The following is an 18,138-nucleotide window of genomic DNA, read 5'->3' on the forward strand; positions in this document are numbered from 1 at the left end:
ATTTACTGTATGTTTAAACGGTGACAAGCACTTTTGCCTGTCACCGTTTAATCTAAAATTCAATTAGCTTATCATGCAGAATTCCTATTGAGCAACAACTAAATAAGGTGTTAATATGACTTTGCATTAAAAAAACTGGATTTGTAATAAATAACAAAAATTTTTTAGAGATTAATTGGCAAGGAAGTGATCGATTGGTTAAACTTCAGAAGGATGTTGATGCTATAAGAATCAACAAAAGAACCGAAGAACTTGCTGCTTGTTCATCTACATCCGTTGGTGTCACTAGACTACCTTTCACAGTGGAAAGTTTAAAAGCAGAAAGCCTAGTTGAAGAGTGGATGAAAGCAGCTGGGATGACGGTAAGAAAAGATGCTCTTAACAATATAATCGGACGTTATGAAGGGAAAGATCCTACAGCTCCAGTTTTAATGATTGGTTCACATTTAGATAGCGTGATTGAAGCAGGTAAATATGACGGTATTTTAGGAGTTATAACTGGAATAGAAGTTGTTCAAACTCTTAAGGATAATGGCATTATATTATACAATCCAATCGAAGTGGTAGGTTTTTGTGATGAGGAAGGAGTAAGGTTTCACTCAACTTTCCTCGGTAGTAAAGCGATTGCAGGAACTTTTACCGCTGAAGATTTAGAAAGGGCAGATGAACAAGGAATAACAATTGCGGAAGCGTTAAAAGGAATTGGTATTGCTGACCCATATGCTTATAAAAAAGCCAGTCGTACTCCAGAAGAACTCCTCGCTTATTTGGAACTTCATATCGAACAGGGTCCTGTGCTTGAGAAGGAGAATGAACCTGTCGGAATAGTTCGTGGGATTGCTGGTGCTACAAGATTTTATTTTGAAATTATCGGGAAACCTGGACATGCAGGGACAGTTCCTGTTGCCCTTAGACAAGATGCACTTTTAGGAGCGAGTGATCTCATTTCCTACATTGAGAACATAGCTATCCAAAATGAACCATTGGTAGCGACCGTTGGTAAACTTACTGTAAGTCCGGGTGCTAGTAATGTAATACCTGGCCTTGTAACAGGGACGCTGGATATCCGTGATTTAAATGTTGATCGTAAGAAAAAAGCTATTGATGCCATTTTAACTGAAAGTGAAAAAGTAGCAAAGGCTAGAGGACTCCAAATTCATTTTGAACAAGTCATGGAAGCCGATCCTGTATACTGTGATGAACAATTGATTACAGTAATCGAAGAATCGATTCACGAACTGGATGGAAGCGTCATCAGTCTTGTAAGTGGTGCTGGTCACGATGCAATGGCTATGGCGGATGTAACGAATGTTGCGATGATTTTCGTTCGTTGTAAAGATGGTCTTAGTCATCACCCTGATGAATTCGTTACTGTAGAAGATATGGGTGCAGGAGCAAGAGTTCTTTACTCTACAGTAATTAAAATAGCCACAAAACAATATTGAGGGACATATAAAGGTTTTATATAAATATAAGACCAACTTACAAAAAAACTCGTGATCCGACTGTATCGGATCCCGAGTTTTTTCAAAATGAATACATTTCAATCAGTACCTCTTGAACAAATCAGTCAACCGTCATCAGAAGCATTTTCCTATAAGATTGAATGCTTCGAAAAGCTCATTCGATAAGAAATATATTTAAAGACAGAGATCCTTCTAGCGATGAAAACAGTCATACGTATCAACTCAGATCCAATGGTTACAAAAGGAGTTCCGTATGGACTCTTTATCATGTTCATAAAAAAGCCACTGAAATTCCTGGATTCCTCCATAATGGATTCTGTAGCGTAACTTCCAGAAAAGAAGTCGAGATTTACTCTTCATCTTGATCTCTGTCTGCGTGGGCAGTTTACCTTCAGTCAATGCCTTCTTTAGTATTTAGTAGTAATTACAATTACTTATTAATCACTGTTATCTCTGAAAATTGAACCCATGAGTAAAGCTATGCGTAAATGAAGTGAGTTTTTTGAATCATGGACGGAATAATTCAAAATGTCCTCACATTTGGCAATTCGGTATTTAACGGTATTACGGTGAACAAACAGTTTCCTGGATGTAATCGCAAGTTCACAATTATTATCCAAATATACCAATAAGGTATTAACTAAGTCTTTTTCATCTTTATTTTTCGGATAGGATAGAGAACGTAAAGTATTTTCATAAAATTTTTTTAAATCTTTTTCGGGAATTAACCGAATCAGTTCGATTAATTGCTTGGTCTCGTAAAAGTTTATAAATTTATTTTGAAACAGTTCAGACCCATGTGTCCATGCTTCCACTGCCTCTTCGTATGTAAGGTGGATAAAGGTAAGGTCATTAGAAAAGTTACCAACTCCAAACGACAACGAAATTTTTAGATTCGAATAAGCCTCATTCTGGAATTCCTTCAGCCTTTCTTCTATTATGCTTTTAATCGAATCATTAATATTCAGAGGAGATTGCATCAAAATAACAAAATAACCATCTTTCATAAAAACGATGTTGTTAGTATCTATTTTTAAAAATGATTTATGTAAAAATTTATATAAATAGTCGTATAATCTATTCATTATTTCTGCACTTTTTTGTAAAGCGTTTTGTTTATCATAATCAATCTTACATACAATGCATACGTATTTCATATTGTCGATTAAGCCATGCTGTTTTCCCCTATGAATAATTTCTTGTTTGTTGGAAATCTTTCCATCAACAAGGGAAGCAAAAAAGTTATTTTCTAACAAACGACTGTTTTCTCTAATAGCCTCGTTTTTAAGCAACGTGAATGAAATGACTGTTGATGCTTGCTCTATAGCTAATTGGGAAGATGGGTATGAAAGCTTCTCAGGGTGAAGAATTATTAGTAAATATGGATAGGGACGCATTGTTTTCACCCGAAACAATTTTATAGAAATGTCGGTATTTTGGATGTTAATTGTGAGCTGGTTTTTTTCTAGGTATATTTCTATATCACTTTTAATGTGTTCCTGAACATTTTTCATAATGATTTTCATATTTCCTGTACGAAAATGATGAGAAAAGGATGTTACATCACCAATAGGATCAAGTAGGAGAACAGGACATTTTAATAGGGAGCCAAGATTTTCAATTAAAGAATTCAGGCTGTAGCCTTTTATCATCATATTGGTAAATTCCTTGTGAATATGCATCGCATAAAATAACTCTTCGATTTGGTTATCCCATATAAAGCTTAATAATTGATGAGCAACCGCACCTAATGTTAATGTCTCTGGAATTTGAATAATGGGAAATTCTAATGAGTCAGCTAATTCGATTACTTCCGGCGGTATCTTATCAATGAATCTTTTAAGTTTAATGGCGATCCCTGCACATGGAAGTTCATTAATTTGGGAAATGAGATTGCATAATGCATGAGGGTCGTCTTTAAAAGCATATCCTGTTGTCAATAATAGGGAGTTTTCAGCTAAAAAATTGATGGCATCTGGTGTTTCTGAAATCTCAATTGATTCTACTTTCCTTTTAAGTCCGGCATGTCCAGCAATAATTTTGGCTTCTCGAAACACATCAACGATAAATAAATCTTCTACCTTTTTCATCATACACCTTCTAATTCTACATTTTGTCAGTTTTTATTTCTAGAAAGGGAAGCAAACGAATGTTGTTAAATGTGGACAAAAATTTAAATGGTAATTGTTTACATTGCATAATGATTTTGTGAATTAATCTGTTTATAATCAATTGTATAGAGGATTGAAGGTTAATGAAACTGTTTTCAAGATTTTTTTGCATTCCATAAATCTCAAGTTTTTATTATATTCAGCAACTATATTTATATTTAGAAGCACATACAATCATAATTTTTTTCAATGGTTAAAATTGTTTTTTTAGATATTTTCTTCAAGAAAAGTACAGGAACGAGAGGATGTGGTTAAAGGGGCTTAATTGATGGGAATGTGAAACAGTCAGTATAATAGTCCGAATATTAAAAAATACTTTTAGGCAGGAATAAACGTTGAAGGGGAAAGTACACTCATTATTGACCGCTTTGGCGGGTTTCTTCATTATGCAACTGTAAAAGAGGATTGGCTTTGATTTCCCATAGAAAGGAATGAACCTATGGCTACATATGATTTACTCATTAGAAATGGAAATCTTGTAATGTTTGATTCGATTGTTCAAGGAGATATTGCAATTAAGGAAGGGAAAATTAAAGAAGTGTCCATCGGAAAAAATATTGATGCCATTGCAACAAGAGAAATTAATGCTGAGGGGCAGCACATCCTCCCAGGATTAATTGACACTCATGTTCATTTCAACGAGCCAGGCAGAACTGAGTGGGAAGGTGTTCAAACTGGTAGCAGAAGTTTAGCGGCAGGTGGGGTGACAACCTATTTTGATATGCCATTGAACAGTACACCACCAACGATCAATAAAGAATATTTGGCATTAAAGAGAGCTTGCTCCGAAGAAAAGTCGGTAGTCAATTGCCGCTTTTGGGGTGGGCTTATACCAGAAAATATTGGGAATATTAAGGAACTCGATGAAAATGGAGTAATTGGATTTAAAGCTTTTATGTCACCGAGCGGAATTGTCGATTTCAATCATGTCGATGATATTACGATTTTTAAAGGGATGAGAGAAATTGCCTCTGTAGGTTCACTTTTAGCCGTTCATGCTGAAAGTACAGTCATTTGTGATCAGCTTGCACAAGAAAAACAAAGACAAAATAAAACGACTGCAAAGGACTTCGTCGAATCAAGACCGATAATTTCCGAAATTGAAGCGGTTAGAAGAATAATTTCATATGCTGAAGCTACAGGTTGTAAACTGCATATTGTTCATGCGAGCAGCCGGAAAGTAGTGGACGTCATTAATCAGGCAAAGCAAAGAGGCCTGGATATTACGGTAGAAACATGCCCTCATTATTTATCTTTGACATTAAAAGACTTAGAGGAAAAAGGCGGATTGGCAAAATGCTGCCCTCCACTGCGTGATGATGAAGAAGTAGAACAATTATGGGAAGCTGTAGCAAACGGTGAAATTGACGTTATAGCATCCGACCATTCACCAGCACCTCCATCTATGAAAGAGGTAATAAATGATGACTTTTTCAGTGCCTGGGGAGGGATTTCTGGTGCCCAAACTACGCTCAATATCATGTTGACAGAGGGGCATTTTAACCGTAATCTTCCTCTGGGGAAAATTGTTGAATTAACATCAACGAATCCAGCTAAGTTATTTGGCCTTTATCCCCATAAAGGGATAATAGCCGTTGATAGCGACGCTGATCTGGCGATAGTTGATCTGAACAGAAGCTTCGAGCTGAAAAAGGAAGATTTGTTCTACCGCCATCAGCAGTCGCCTTATGTTGGCAGGACATTCAAAGGGCAAGTAACGACGACGATCGTCAATGGGGCTATTATTTTTGAAAATGGAAGCATTACCACTGTGGAAAAAATTAAAATCTAGAATTGTTAAGCAATAAAGGACTTAGAAAATCTTAATCATTTTATTCGCTTGCAGACATTTGTTTTAGGCTTACCAATCTTAAAAGTAAAAGAAGCCTGTAAGGGACTAGGACCTGATTACCTAAATGAGAAAATCATGGATGAAGAAATAAGAAGATGTTTTATCTATAATAGACAAAAATATAATTCGTTTTTATCGAATAGGCATAATGACTATTTAAATGAAAGCGTTTAACATTTATATTAAGAGACTTAATGGTTTCTTACACAAGCTATTAATATATGAAAAAGAAGCTTCAATTATAAGTTAATCGATATCGGTAACAGGGAACACCATGATTCATATGCTTATATTGACTCACGATTAAAACGTTGATTGGTGTCATATGAATTAGCTAACAAAATACGATTAAAAGGGGAGTTTAAAAGATGGGTTATCCTAAAGATTTATTAGCAAGCAGATCAATAATTGAGCACGGTAAATATGCTTTAATTGCACCTGAAGGATTGGTCAATAATGTTGTTCCAGGATTTGAGAATTGTATCATTTCCATTTTGGGTTCTCCAAAGCTTGGAGCAAGCTTTGTCGATTATATTGTGACAATGCAAAAGGAAGGTAAGAACAGCGAGGGGTTTGGTGGACAAGAAGATGTAGAGACATTTGTCTATGTTATTGAAGGGAAAATAAAAGCTGCTGCAGGTGAACAAGAGTTTGTCCTCGATGAAAGCGGTTATTTATACTGTCCGCCAGGAACAAAGATGTATTTAGAAAACCAATTGGATGGAGATTCTAAACTATTCCTATATAAGCAAAAGTATCGTCCGCTTGAAGGACGGAGGCCATGGGTTTATTCGAACCACGCGAACAATATTGAATTTAGGATTTATGATGATATGCATAATGTCCATCTTAAAGATCTTTTGCCTGCTGATATAGATTTTGATATGAATTTTCATATTCTTTCCTTTGATCCCGCTGCATCTCATCCGTTCATCGAAACACATGTGCAAGAACATGGCGCTTACTTACTCTCGGGAGAAGGGATGTATAATCTGGATAATCAGTGGGTACCCGTAAAGAAAGGAGATTACATTTTTATGGGTCCATATGTACATCAAGCAGCCTATGCGGTAGGTAGAGAAAATTTAACATATGTTTACTCTAAAGATTGTAATCGTGATGCATCCTTGTAAAAGGTCACATCACTTAGTAGGAATGCGTAGATGCCAACTTCAAGAGATTTAATGCGGGCAGAATCTGTATTATAGGGAGATCTGGTAAGTGTAATTCAAACCCATTAAATATAAAAGAGGTGCTGAGATATGGACCAGAATATAATTTTGAACAAAGAGTCGATAATAGAGGAAAGAGTTTTTGAAATCGATAAAATAGCAAAATTCGATTCTAATGCACCACAAAAAAATTATTTCTATGAAACGGATAAAACTGTTGGGGCAGTTTGGTGTCTTGAACCTGAGCAGGAAGTATATTTACATTCTCATTCGAATGTTGATGATATTTGGGTTTGCATTGAGGGGGAAGGAACATACTTTCCTGATTTAGAGAATGAGATTGCGATCAGAAAAGGAATGGTAGTATTGGCCAAGCCTAATCAAATTCATGGAATGCGTAATACAGGAAACAGTCGATTCATGTTTGTAGGCTTTGCTGCAGGGGCATTGCCAATGGATATAACAAGATATTAGAAAAATTCTAAGATTATTAAACAATTACAATATAATTTAAGTTTCTTCTTTCAAAAAACAAAAAAAGTGATTAAGGCGAAGCGATTGTAATGAAGACAGCGCTTCGCTTATATTTTTATTTATGTAAAAGAGATGATTTGCAATTTTTACGAAGAAACTATGGCTTCCAAAGGAAATCAATACTTTTAAGAATTGGCTTCCTTAAAAACTCGCAAAAAGATTTTTAAAGGAAATGGTGATGATTAAGATGAAACAGCAAGGAGTTACTGTAACATTATTGTCCTCTTTACAGTGGCTTTTTTTTATTTTTGCCAATACGGTTGTCGTACCAATTTCTGTAGGAGCAGCATTCCAGCTTCCTTCAGAAACAATTGAAATGACGATAAGATGCTCCTTTATCTTTACAGGAATAGCCTCTATTCTGCAGGCCTGGATTGGGCATCGTTATCCATTATTGGACAGCCATTCGGGGCTAATGTGGGGTCTGATGATAAATATGGGCATCTCTGCATCTGCACTCGGATTGGATTTTGCAACCGTAGGAGGGGGAATTGCAACAGGTATTCTGCTGGCTGGAGCTGTAACCGTACTGCTTGCGGCATTTAACCTGATTTATATCATACAGAAAGTAATTAAGCCGATGGTGATAAGTGTTTATATATTTTTGCTAACCTTTCAGCTCATCTTTATTTTCTTCAAAGGTATGTTTAAAATAACCGAAAGTGGAACAATCGATCTCCCTGTCAGTTTGTTTTCAATCTTGATTGTCATCTTTGTTGGCTTTTTAAGGATTAAAGGAGGGAAAATACTAGGCAATTTCTCAATCCTAATCGGAATTATCGTAGGATGGTCATTATATCGAATTATTTTCCCTTCAGATCTTCCGGCGGCTAGCTCTTCAGGTATGGCATTCACTTTCTTTCCCCTTGGAACTCCAAACTTGGATATTGGTATTATTCTTGTCTCCTTTTTTGCGGTCCTTCTGAATTTAACGAATTCTTTCGCTTCTATTCAAGCTGTTGCAGAGGTTTACAAGGAAGAGGTGGAACATAGTCAATACAGGAGATCTATTTTTGTAACAGGTATATTTGCGTTTATCTCTTCGATTTTTGGCTTGGTCCCTTTTACACCATTTACATCTACAATAGGGTTTTTACAAAGTACCAAGTTATTTAAACGAGAGCCATTTATTATAAGCGGATTCTTGTTTATTCTCCTTGGAGTTATTCCGCCATTAGGGAGGTTCTTAGGAACCATACCACTAACAATAGGTAACGCTGTTTTATTTGTCGCATACCTTCAATTGTTTGGGACCGCATTAAACAGCCTAAAAGGAACGTTATTCAACTCTGAAACGATACTCCGTTTAGCGGGACCAGTCCTAGTTGGAGTCAGCATTATGAATATCCCGCCAGCATCATTCGGCAGTATTCCTGTCCTCTTGCAGCCTTTCATTACAAATGGTCTCATTATGGGTGTCATTATATCGATCTTTTTGGAAAAACTTATTGATTGGAATAAGTTAACGAATAAGTTGGAAGTCAGGCAGTAACCGATATATCACCTGAAAATGGATAAATGAGCAACAACAATAGGTGATTATTCTAAAAGTTAAAAAATGGGATTTGATATTACGATTGAAGAAAAAAGGAGTTCACATAATATTGACTACTTTGGACATCTGTTGAAGGCAATGGTCAACTTTCTATCGATAAACTTGAAATTGATTATAAGAGAACAAAACAATAAATTGAGAACTTGATTATTCGATAACTAATTAAGTATTGAACCAGTTCAAAGGTAAAAGAGCTCACCTGGTTTACGAAATTTCTTCTCAGCATATGCCGGGAGGCAAACTAATTTTTAAAGGAGGAATACACCATGGGAGAATATGTGAAAATAGGTAATCTTCAAGTGGCTCCGGTACTGGGGCATTCCAACGAACCAGGATGCAATGTTATTAAATTCATAAAGCTTAGCAAAGGAAAAACTAATTGTCTTTTTCTATTCATTATTTAGGGCTTTAGGTTAAAGTGTTGGGGTATCCCGTATTATTCGATAAAATGGGGAACAAGTGATCAAATTTACTTGTTCCCCATTTTGGTTTAATTCTTTATAAAAGGCTGTTTTCGCATACTTTGTTGCTATTTACCAAGTAAAGCGGTGTGGTTGATTTCCCCTCCAGATGCTCGCTTTCCGCGGGGCGGGAGGTGAGCCTCCTCGACGTAAACGCCTGTGGGGTCTCACCTGTCCCGCTGCTCCCGCAGGAGTCTCGCACTTGCGCTCCAATCAACCTTAAATCGTTTCGTTTTAAAAACAACAATCTTTATGAAAAGAGCCTTATAAAAGAAGAAGCTAAGTAAACATATGTGAATTAAAAATAATAAGAATAGTCTTCACCTTTTTAGGTTCGCAGAACATCAGAAGTTAATTTGGACGGCACAAGTAGAACAAGTATCTTATTTATCAAAAAATACCAGTGAAATATGATAAGGTGCTAACTATAACAATAAGTACCACTTCCTTTGATCATAGAAATCTGTATATTTTACACATTATTGGTTTGCTTCCATTGGTTATTTTGCACAAAAAAACACCAAAATACTAACAGAATTGTCAATGAAGTTAAATGCGAAAGCAAGTAAAATAATAGATGATATAAATTTCGTGAATATTCATCACGTGAATGGATATTGAGAAGGGAAGCGATGTGATGTGATGGGCAATCAAAACGAAAGATTCATAGATGAAAAGGATGATGTTGCATTCGATGATAAATTGGTTAGCATCTTTCGGGGGCAACAGAGAGTAATGGGATGACCCGGTTATTATATTCCAAGAATGGATGAGCGCTCAGCAAGCAATGAAAGCTGAGATGGAAAAAGAAAACCTTATTACATATTTTGATAGTGTAGGCTACTTGTTTGGCAGGCTTGAGGGAACGGATTCCTCCGGTGGAATCATTCTGGCCGGTTCTCATATAGACACGGTCAAGGATGGGGGCGACACTTGGCAGAATGGATGTTAAACCTAATGTCCGAATGTCATTGCTGGTGAAGTGGAGATCAGTCTCGATATCAGGCATCATGAGGAAGAGGTTCTTGAAAGGTTTTGTAAGGAAATCCTTTCAACTTTCGAACCCTTGGCAAAAGAAGGTGAAATGAAGCTGGAGGTTTCACGATGGATGGATGTCAAACCTGTTGCGATGGATCGGGAAATGAATCGCCTTGTCCGACTTGCTGCTGTTCGTTCCAAGTAAGGGGGGCTTAGCCATTCGCCTAAGGAATTTACTAGTGTTGCGGATATGGAAAAGGGAATCGACGTTTTAAGTGAAATACTATATAAATTAGCCTATTAAAGGAGTTGGTTAAAATGGCATATTCAGAATTGAATGCACCGATGAGAACGATCATGACACCAGGGCCGGTCGAAGTGGACCCGCGTGTCTTAAGGGCGATGAGCACACCGATATTAGGGCAATTCGATCCTGCATTCACTACTATCATGAATGAAGTGATGGAAATGCTGCGTTTGGTTTTTCAAACAAAAAATAAATGGGCGTTTCCGATAGATGGCACCTCAAGATCGGGAAATGAAGCGATCCTATGTAGCATCATTGAGCCAGGAGATAAGGTTCTGGTTCCTATATTCGGCAGGTTCGGTCATTTGTTGGTGGAAATTTGTGAGCGATACGGAGCTGAAGTCCATACGATGGAATGTCCTTGGGGAGAGGTGTTCGAACCGGAAGCCGTCATCGCGGAAATCAAGAAGGTCTCCCCTAAAATAACAGCAATCGTCCATGGGGAAACTTCCACTGGTTGTATGCAGCCTTTGAAGGAAATCGGGTTGGCTTGCCGTGAATTGGGAGTCCTGCTTGTGGTGGATGCGGTTGCCTCCATCGGGGGCACCGATGTAAAGGTGGATGAATGGTGTATTGATGGATTGATAGGCGGGACACAAAAATGCTTATCCGTTCCTTCGGGTATGGCACCGATTACGTATAATGAGCGAATAGAAGAAATCATCCAGTCCCGCAAAAAGGTGGAACGTGGTATTGCGACGGATGAAGACAACCAAAAGGTTTCGGTCCGCCGGCCAATCGCCAGTAATTATTTCGATTTAAGCATGCTGCAGGATTATTGGGGGCCTCGCCGTTTGAATCACCATACAGAAGCTACTTCCATGATTTATGCGTTACGTGAAGGGTTGCGCCTTGTACTCGAAGAAGGTCTGGAAACGCGCTTTGCCCGTCATGAACTCCACGAATCTGCTCTCGTTGAAGGGATCAAGGCAATGGGACTTACTTTATTCGGGGATGGGAAAAATAAACTTCCATGTGTAACTTCCATCGAAATTCCAAAAGGAATCGATGGTGAAGCTGTTAGAGCCATGCTGTTGAATGAATTTGGTATCGAAATCGCTTCCTCGTTTGGTCCGCTTCACGGGAAAATTTGGAGGATCGGAACCATGGGGTTCAGTTGCAGGAAAGAAAACATCCTGTTTGTATTGGCCTCCTTGGAAGCTGTCCTTTTGCGCCAGGGGTTCCAAGTTAATCGGGGAGAGGCTTTGCAGGCTGCGCTTGATGTGTATGTAGGAAAAACGGAGAAAGTGGCAGCATCACGAGGATCTCTTTGAGTAATTGATGTCCATGTGCATCTTCAGCGAACCTGGCTGCGCTCATTGGGAAGGCTTTGAAACTGGATCGCAAATGATGGCGGCGGGAGGCTGCACCACATATTTCGATATGCCATTGTATGGAATCCCTTCAACAGTCGTTCGAAAGTCTCTCCTTGAAAAGGGCAAGCTCGGTGAGATGAAGTCGGTTATAGACTTTGGATTATTGAGAGGAATGGTCCCGGGTAATATCGATGATTTAGTGGATCTCGCCGGAGTCATTGGGTTTAAAGCTTTTCTCTCAGCGACGGGAAATGAGGAGTTTGAACGAGCGCATGATTTCACCCTTTTACGTTGAGACGTATCCGCATTATTTATTATTCAATCAGGAGGATTTAATAGAAAAAGTGCGGTTGCAAAATGCGCTTCCCCACTTAGGGGAAGAGAAGAACAAGAAAGATTGATTACCTATTTATATAGAAGGGAAATTCGATATGATTTCTTCCGACCACTCACCATGCCCTTATGAACTGAAAGATCCTGCCATACATAATATTTTTGAAGAGTGTTCGCAAAACATAAGCAAAGCGTTTATATGGGCCCTACCTTTCCTTGCCAAATCACGGTTACCATTAATAAAGGGAAAATAGTTTATCAGATTGATGTAATAAGTGAAGGGGAGCGTAGGGAGTGGCTAAAAGTGATAGATTCCGGCTTGCGGGTCAAAAACTAGGGAGAAGGCTTGGCAAATAAGGTTCGGGGCAATTGAATTCATAATAAGGGGGGATTCCGAATCGGGAATCCCCCCCCTTTTTTTCAGCTCTGCGCATGCATCATGGGCAAATCAAGGGAAAAGAAACCGGACAAGTGGATTACTTGTCCGGTTTCAAACGTTCCTTATTCAACATGGTCGACGAAATATTGATTTTTCCTGAATACCATCGCCTCCATGGTTGCGATCAATTCCCTTTCATTTAACACGTCTATTTTATACCATGCCAGTTTATGGTTTTTCTTTATCTCTTTCGCTTTAGCGGTTAAAGTCTCCCCCCGTTTGCCAGCTGATAAGAAGTTGATATTATTTGAAACGCCAACCGCTATTTTGCCATATGAATTGCTGGCTGCTGCGAATACATAATCAGCAAGTGAAAAGATAATGGCACCGTGAACCGTTCCATGGCTATTTAGCATGTGGTCACTTGGAATCAATTCTGCTTCAGCTGTGCCGGGACCGAGTTTCGTCAATCTCATCCCGAGAAAAGAAGCATATGGTTCGTCGAGCAGTACTTGTTTAATTTGGTCGTAATGCAATTCATGAACATCCTGATCTAAATGTGTGGTCATGAAAATCCCCCTTTTTATTAATGGTCTTTTGCTGAACTTATCCCATATCCTGTGTTAGATTTGAACAGTACTTCAGGAAAAGTGTTTTCCTCATCTTTTGCCTTTGACAAGATTGTACCTAAGTAGGCTCCAATAAAGCCAAGCGGTACGGTGAAAATGGTCGGGTTGCTCATCGTGAAGAGGGGATTGCCTGTGAATATACCCATTCCTGGTTCCGGATTCCATACATTGGGACTGAGCATGACCAGTATGATGGAACTGAGTAACCCGAATAACATTCCTGTGATCGCTCCGGTTGCGTTGAAGCGTTTCCAATATATTGTGCAAAGGATGATCGGTAAATTGGCACTTGCAGCAATTCCAAGCGCGAGGACTGAAAGAAAAGCGACATTCATTGATTGTGCAAATAATGCAAGTAAAATCGAAATGACAGCTACGCCGACAGAAGCCATTCGGGCGACGAGTATTTGCTGTTTTTCCGTAATCTTTCCTTCCTTGATGATTTCACCGTATATATCATGTGCAAAAGCGGATGCTGACGTTAAAACAAGACCGGATACAACCGCTAAAATCGTGGCAAATGCCACAGCAGAAACGAATGCGAATAAAAATTCACCGCCCATGGTTAAAGCAAGAAGGGGCGCGGCCATGTTTCCAGCCGAGTTTGCTTCGACGATCCGCTCAAAACCGACGAAAGATGCAGCACCGAAACCAAGGAAAATCGTCATGATGAAAAATATCCCTATAAACCATGTAGAATAAACGACGGATTTCCTTGCGGTAGCTGCGTCCTTTACTGTAAAGAAGCGGACGAGTAAATGCGGAAGGCCTGCTGCTCCAAGGACAAGCGACATATTAAATGAAATCATGTCGAGTCCATCGGTGTATTTATTTCCAGGATTCAAAAATTCCTTTCCGAGTGGGGTTGCAGTTTGGACATGATGGAACATCTCTGAAATGTTGAAATTAAAACGGGAAAATACGATGAACGTCAGCACAGCGGAACCGCCTAGTAAGAGAACCGCTTTGGTGATCTGCACCCAGCTTGTCGCTCTCATCCCGCCGAAAATTACATAAATCGTCATCAATACACCGACAAGTAGGACGGATAGCCAATAATCGATGCCGAGCAGCAGTTTAATTAATCCCCCTGCACCAACAAGTTGTGCAATCATGTAAAAGATTGAAATGACAAGTGTATTGGCGGCAGCTATCCCTCGCACTTTTTTTGATTTGAAGCGTGCTGAAATCATGTCTGCCAGCGTAAACTTACCTAGATTGCGAAGTGGTTCCGACACAAGGTACAATAAGACAAGAAAGGCAACAAGGTTCCCGATGCTCATGTAAAAGCCATCGAAACCAATAAGTGCGATTGCACCTGTAATTCCCAGGAAAGAAGCGGCTGACATAAAGTCACCTGCCACGGCCAATCCATTTTGCCATGCTGTCAATCCGCCGCCGGCAGTATAAAAATCACTGGCATTTTTCGTCTTCTTAGAAGAGTAATAGGTTATTGTAAGCGTTAACAAAATGATGCCCAAAAAAAGTGTGAGGGATAAAATGCTCATTCACCAAGCTCCTTCTCATATTTTTTCAAGATATTTTTAGCCAGCTTGTCATACTTCGCTGCCTTTTTGATATAGACAATTCCTCCTAACCATACTACGGCAAATTGGAGAAGTGCATATACCCACGCCCAAGTAATATTGAAAAAAGCTTCACCTTTCAATACTTCGCTATAAGCAGCTAAAATAGGCAGAACAAAATAAAAAGCAAGAAAGAAGAGAGTGACAGGTACGATGAAAGCTTTTTTCTTTTGAAGCAAAAACTTGAATTCTTCCGTTTCAATTAATTGACGATACTTATTTCCGCTGTCATGACCTGATGGTGGATGCCCAGTTTTAGCTGTTGATTCCATAGAAAGCCCCCTTTTTGATATAGAACGTTTTTAAAACGAGTGTTTGATAAAATGATATATCATTGTTAAAATTAACATAGTCTGAAAATTTAGTAAATTACTTTTTTGTTTGTTCGGTCATTTTTCTGAATTAAAAAAACATTATTGACAACGTAGAAATGACGTATTAATCTTGAAATAAATCATAACAATAATTTAATATCCGTTTTATTACCGTTATGTATGTCAGATGGGACAATAGTAAAATTGAGGGGGACAAAAACAATGTACAATCCGGAAATTGAAACGGCTTCGCGTCCTGAAATGGAAAGTTTACAATTGGCTCGCCTAAAAAAAACGATAAGCCATGTATATGAAAATGTACCTTATTACAGAGAAAAATTTAGGGAGATGGGCCTGGAACCAGAAGATATTCAAACTCTAAACGATGTGATGAAGCTTCCTTTTACAAAAAAACAGACTCTTCGCGATCAGTATCCATTCGGTTTATTCGCCGTTCCGATGGAGGATGTCACACGCATTCATGGTTCATCCGGAACAAGCGGAAAGCCTACAATTGTCGGGTATACGAAAAATGATTTGGAAAACTGGGCAACAATCGTCGCACGTGGAATTGTAGCTGCAGGAGGTCGCAAGTCAGATATTTTCCATAACGCATATGGATATGGTCTTTTTACCGGGGGCCTCGGTTTGCATTGCGGTGCAGAAAAACTAGGAGTTGCGACAGTGCCCATTTCAGGGGGGAATACCGATCGGCAGATTACGATCATCAATGATTTTAAACCACGCGGCATTTGTGGAACCCCCACTTATATTTTGAATATCGCCGAAAAGATGGAAGAGATGGGGATTGATCCTGCAGATAATGGGCTTGAGTATGGGATTTTCGGAGCTGAGCCATGGTCAGAGGAAATGAGGGCAACACTTGAGAGAAAACTGAATTTGAAAGCCATCGATATTTACGGACTAAGTGAAATCATGGGGCCTGGAGTTGCGATTGAATGCCATGAAGCACAGGATGGACTGCATATCGCAGAAGACCATTTTCTTGTCGAGGTCATTAACCCGGACACGCTTGAACCAGTGAAGGACGGCGAAGATGGGGAACTTGTCTTTACCAGCCTTACAAAGGAAGCGCTGCCAATCATTCGTTATCGGACGGGTGATATCGCCTCAATTACCCATGAACCGTGTAAATGCGGGCGTACCACAACAAGAATGTCCCGTGTTAAAGGCAGGACGGATGATATGATCATAGTAAGGGGAGTGAATGTATTTCCATCTGAAATTGAGCGTGTATTATTCCAAATGGAGGGAATTGTGCCTCATTATCAGATTCATCTCGTTAAGAAGGGGAAAATGGATGGTGTTGAACTGCATATTGAAATTGAAAGCGGTTTCTACAGGGAGATTGAAGAAGACTTAACGCATGGAAATGTTGCTATATTAAGGAAAACGATTCAGCATCATTTAAAATCTGCATGTCTTGTAACGATGGATGTTGTTGTCAACATTCCAAAAAGCATACCCCGTTCAGAAGGAAAAGCCATTCGTGTCGTTGATAAGCGGAAGGATGAAGTCATTAGTTTATAAATTCAGTGCTCATGAACATAATTCTGACGTTCAGTATATGACTGCTTTAGTACCGATTGAAATACGTGAAGCTCAAGAACTCGAACAAGTGGTGTGAAAACGCGATACATAAAGCGGATGCATTCGTGGTTAACCATGGATTTTTTTCTTAATGAAAGCGGAGATAAGAACCAAACATGAAATAGTGAAGGAGGAGGGCATCTTGGCTAAATATACAGTTGTTGATCAAGAAACTTGCATTGCTTGCGGTGCATGCGGTGCTGCTGCCCCGGAAATCTTTGATTACAATGACGAGGGGGTGGCATTTGTCATCCTGGATGAAAATGAAGGAACTGCAGAGGTCGCGGAAGATTTATTTGATGATCTGGATGATGCAATGGAAGGCTGCCCAACAGATTCAATTAAAGTGGAAACTTCGCCCTTTAAGGTATTGGTAGATTAAAAGATTAGTGAAATCCCCTGATAATTTCCTTTTATTATGAAAAAAGACAGAATAGTCTTGCATTAAATATAACAATAAAATATAATAACGTTATATAAACGTTATATTATAAAAAAAGAGGTGATTTGGATGAACGTTCTTTTAAATGATATGGCAGGAGAAGAAAAGCTAAATCAATTCATTGCCAGAATCGAAGCAGGAGAAAAGATAGAAGCGGATGATTGGATGCCGGAAGAATACCGGGGCACTTTAATCAAGTTAATATCGATGCATGGAATCAGTGAAATCATGGGGGCGCTTCCAGAAAAGGAGTGGGTGCCTAAAGCACCGACCTTAAATAGAAAACTTGGAATCATGGCAAAGGTGCAGGATGAAATGGGGCATGGGCAATTATTGCTTCGGGTCGCCGAGGATTTGCTAAAGCCGTACGGAAAAAAACGGGATGACCTAATGCAAGATTTGTTTAAAGGAGATTTAAAGTTTCATAATGTTTTCCATATGGAAGCCAAAACTTGGGGCGATGCTGGATTGATTGGCTGGCTGGTTGATGGAGCAGCCATCATTTCCCAGACGAACATGCTTGGTGCCTCATACGGACCATATGCCCGGGCATTACAAAGGATTTGCGCGGAAGAAGTTTTTCACGCCCAACATGGTGAAGCGATAATCATGGCTTTGGCTGAAGGGACGGAAGAACAAAGGAAATTGGTTCAAGACTCCATCGATTATTGGTGGGAATCTTTATTACTTTTCTTTGGACCTCCCAGCAAGAATGAAGTGGGCACATCCAAACAGGATATAACGATTAAGTACAGAATCAGAACCAGTACGAATGAAGAGCTTCGACAAGCCTTTTTTTCTAAATATGTGAAGCGGATCCTTTCACTCGGTTTTAGCATTCCCGATGAAACGCTTAGGTTCGATAAAACATCTGAAACTTGGATTTACAAACAACCCGATTGGGGGAAATTGAAGGTGCTCGCAAGGAATGAAGGCCCCCGTTCGCAGGATCGCCTAAGCCTTCGAAGAATCTCTTATGAAAATAATAAATGGGTACGTGAGGCGTTGGCGCCAAAGGTCATCTAATGGAGG

At 39.2% G+C, this 18,138-nt stretch carries 15 protein-coding genes and 1 pseudogene; 12 read left to right on the plus strand and 4 right to left on the minus strand.

Going from position 1 to position 18,138, the window contains the following annotated elements:
* Window positions 1-194: 194 nt before the first annotated feature.
* Window positions 195-1,445: an allantoate amidohydrolase gene (locus tag QNH43_RS05045; protein ID WP_283917030.1), complete on the plus strand. Its 1,251-nt coding sequence runs from the start codon at window positions 195-197 to the stop codon at window positions 1,443-1,445.
* 458 nt (window positions 1,446-1,903) lie between these two features.
* On the opposite strand, the gene QNH43_RS05050 is transcribed toward QNH43_RS05045, so the two are convergent.
* Window positions 1,904-3,556 (minus strand): PucR family transcriptional regulator, encoded by a 1,653-nt coding sequence (locus QNH43_RS05050; RefSeq protein ID WP_283917031.1) that lies wholly within the window; start codon window positions 3,554-3,556, stop codon window positions 1,904-1,906.
* Window positions 3,557-4,076: 520 nt separating this feature from the next.
* Here QNH43_RS05050 and QNH43_RS05055 point away from each other — a divergent pair.
* From QNH43_RS05055 to QNH43_RS05090, 8 genes and pseudogenes are all read left to right on the plus strand, one after another.
* The gene (locus tag QNH43_RS05055) at window positions 4,077-5,429 is read left to right on the plus strand and encodes an allantoinase (RefSeq protein ID WP_283917032.1); all 1,353 of its coding nucleotides are present in this window, start codon (window positions 4,077-4,079) and stop codon (window positions 5,427-5,429) included.
* A gap of 428 nt (window positions 5,430-5,857) precedes the next feature.
* Complete coding sequence (gene allE, locus QNH43_RS05060; RefSeq protein WP_192203524.1) at window positions 5,858-6,622, plus strand: (S)-ureidoglycine aminohydrolase; 765 nt, start codon at window positions 5,858-5,860, stop codon at window positions 6,620-6,622.
* A 129-nt stretch (window positions 6,623-6,751) separates the two neighbouring features.
* Window positions 6,752-7,135, plus strand: a complete 384-nt coding sequence (locus tag QNH43_RS05065) for a cupin domain-containing protein (protein ID WP_283917033.1) — start codon at window positions 6,752-6,754, stop codon at window positions 7,133-7,135.
* A 247-nt stretch (window positions 7,136-7,382) separates the two neighbouring features.
* The gene (locus tag QNH43_RS05070) at window positions 7,383-8,687 is read left to right on the plus strand and encodes a uracil/xanthine transporter (RefSeq protein ID WP_283917034.1); all 1,305 of its coding nucleotides are present in this window, start codon (window positions 7,383-7,385) and stop codon (window positions 8,685-8,687) included.
* Between the two features lie 1,311 nt (window positions 8,688-9,998).
* Complete coding sequence (locus QNH43_RS05075) at window positions 9,999-10,163, plus strand: hypothetical protein (RefSeq protein ID WP_283917035.1); 165 nt, start codon at window positions 9,999-10,001, stop codon at window positions 10,161-10,163.
* 30 nt (window positions 10,164-10,193) lie between these two features.
* Complete coding sequence (locus QNH43_RS05080; protein ID WP_283917036.1) at window positions 10,194-10,394, plus strand: hypothetical protein; 201 nt, start codon at window positions 10,194-10,196, stop codon at window positions 10,392-10,394.
* A gap of 113 nt (window positions 10,395-10,507) precedes the next feature.
* The gene (locus QNH43_RS05085) at window positions 10,508-11,770 is read left to right on the plus strand and encodes a pyridoxal-phosphate-dependent aminotransferase family protein (protein ID WP_283917037.1); all 1,263 of its coding nucleotides are present in this window, start codon (window positions 10,508-10,510) and stop codon (window positions 11,768-11,770) included.
* Window positions 11,771-12,285: pseudogene (locus tag QNH43_RS05090) on the plus strand (hypothetical protein); the annotation flags it as partial.
* Window positions 12,286-12,646: 361 nt separating this feature from the next.
* Here the strand turns inward: QNH43_RS05090 and QNH43_RS05095 are convergent.
* Genes QNH43_RS05095 through QNH43_RS05105 form a run of 3 tightly spaced genes read right to left on the minus strand, consistent with a single transcriptional unit; the run spans window position 12,647 to window position 15,011 of the window.
* Entirely contained in the window at window positions 12,647-13,093 is a 447-nt protein-coding gene (locus tag QNH43_RS05095) for a PaaI family thioesterase (RefSeq protein ID WP_283917038.1), read from the minus strand.
* Window positions 13,094-13,110: 17 nt separating this feature from the next.
* A complete protein-coding gene (locus QNH43_RS05100) occupies window positions 13,111-14,661 on the minus strand; it encodes a solute symporter family protein (RefSeq protein ID WP_283917039.1) in 1,551 nt (516 codons plus the stop codon).
* Window positions 14,658-15,011, minus strand: a complete 354-nt coding sequence (locus QNH43_RS05105; RefSeq protein ID WP_283917040.1) for a DUF485 domain-containing protein — start codon at window positions 15,009-15,011, stop codon at window positions 14,658-14,660. Before QNH43_RS05105 ends, QNH43_RS05100 begins: the two co-directional genes overlap by 4 nt.
* Window positions 15,012-15,275: 264 nt before the next feature.
* On the opposite strand from QNH43_RS05105, the gene paaK reads away from it, so the two are divergent.
* From paaK to paaA, 3 genes are all read left to right on the plus strand, one after another.
* Window positions 15,276-16,604: a phenylacetate--CoA ligase PaaK gene (paaK, locus tag QNH43_RS05110; protein WP_283917041.1), complete on the plus strand. Its 1,329-nt coding sequence runs from the start codon at window positions 15,276-15,278 to the stop codon at window positions 16,602-16,604.
* Between the two features lie 202 nt (window positions 16,605-16,806).
* Window positions 16,807-17,046 (plus strand): ferredoxin, encoded by a 240-nt coding sequence (locus QNH43_RS05115; protein WP_144550667.1) that lies wholly within the window; start codon window positions 16,807-16,809, stop codon window positions 17,044-17,046.
* 129 nt (window positions 17,047-17,175) lie between these two features.
* Window positions 17,176-18,132: a 1,2-phenylacetyl-CoA epoxidase subunit PaaA gene (gene paaA / locus QNH43_RS05120; protein WP_283917042.1), complete on the plus strand. Its 957-nt coding sequence runs from the start codon at window positions 17,176-17,178 to the stop codon at window positions 18,130-18,132.
* Window positions 18,133-18,138 lie beyond the last annotated feature (6 nt).

This window comes from Peribacillus simplex (assembly GCF_030123325.1).
GTDB lineage: Bacteria > Bacillota > Bacilli > Bacillales > DSM-1321 > Peribacillus > Peribacillus simplex_D.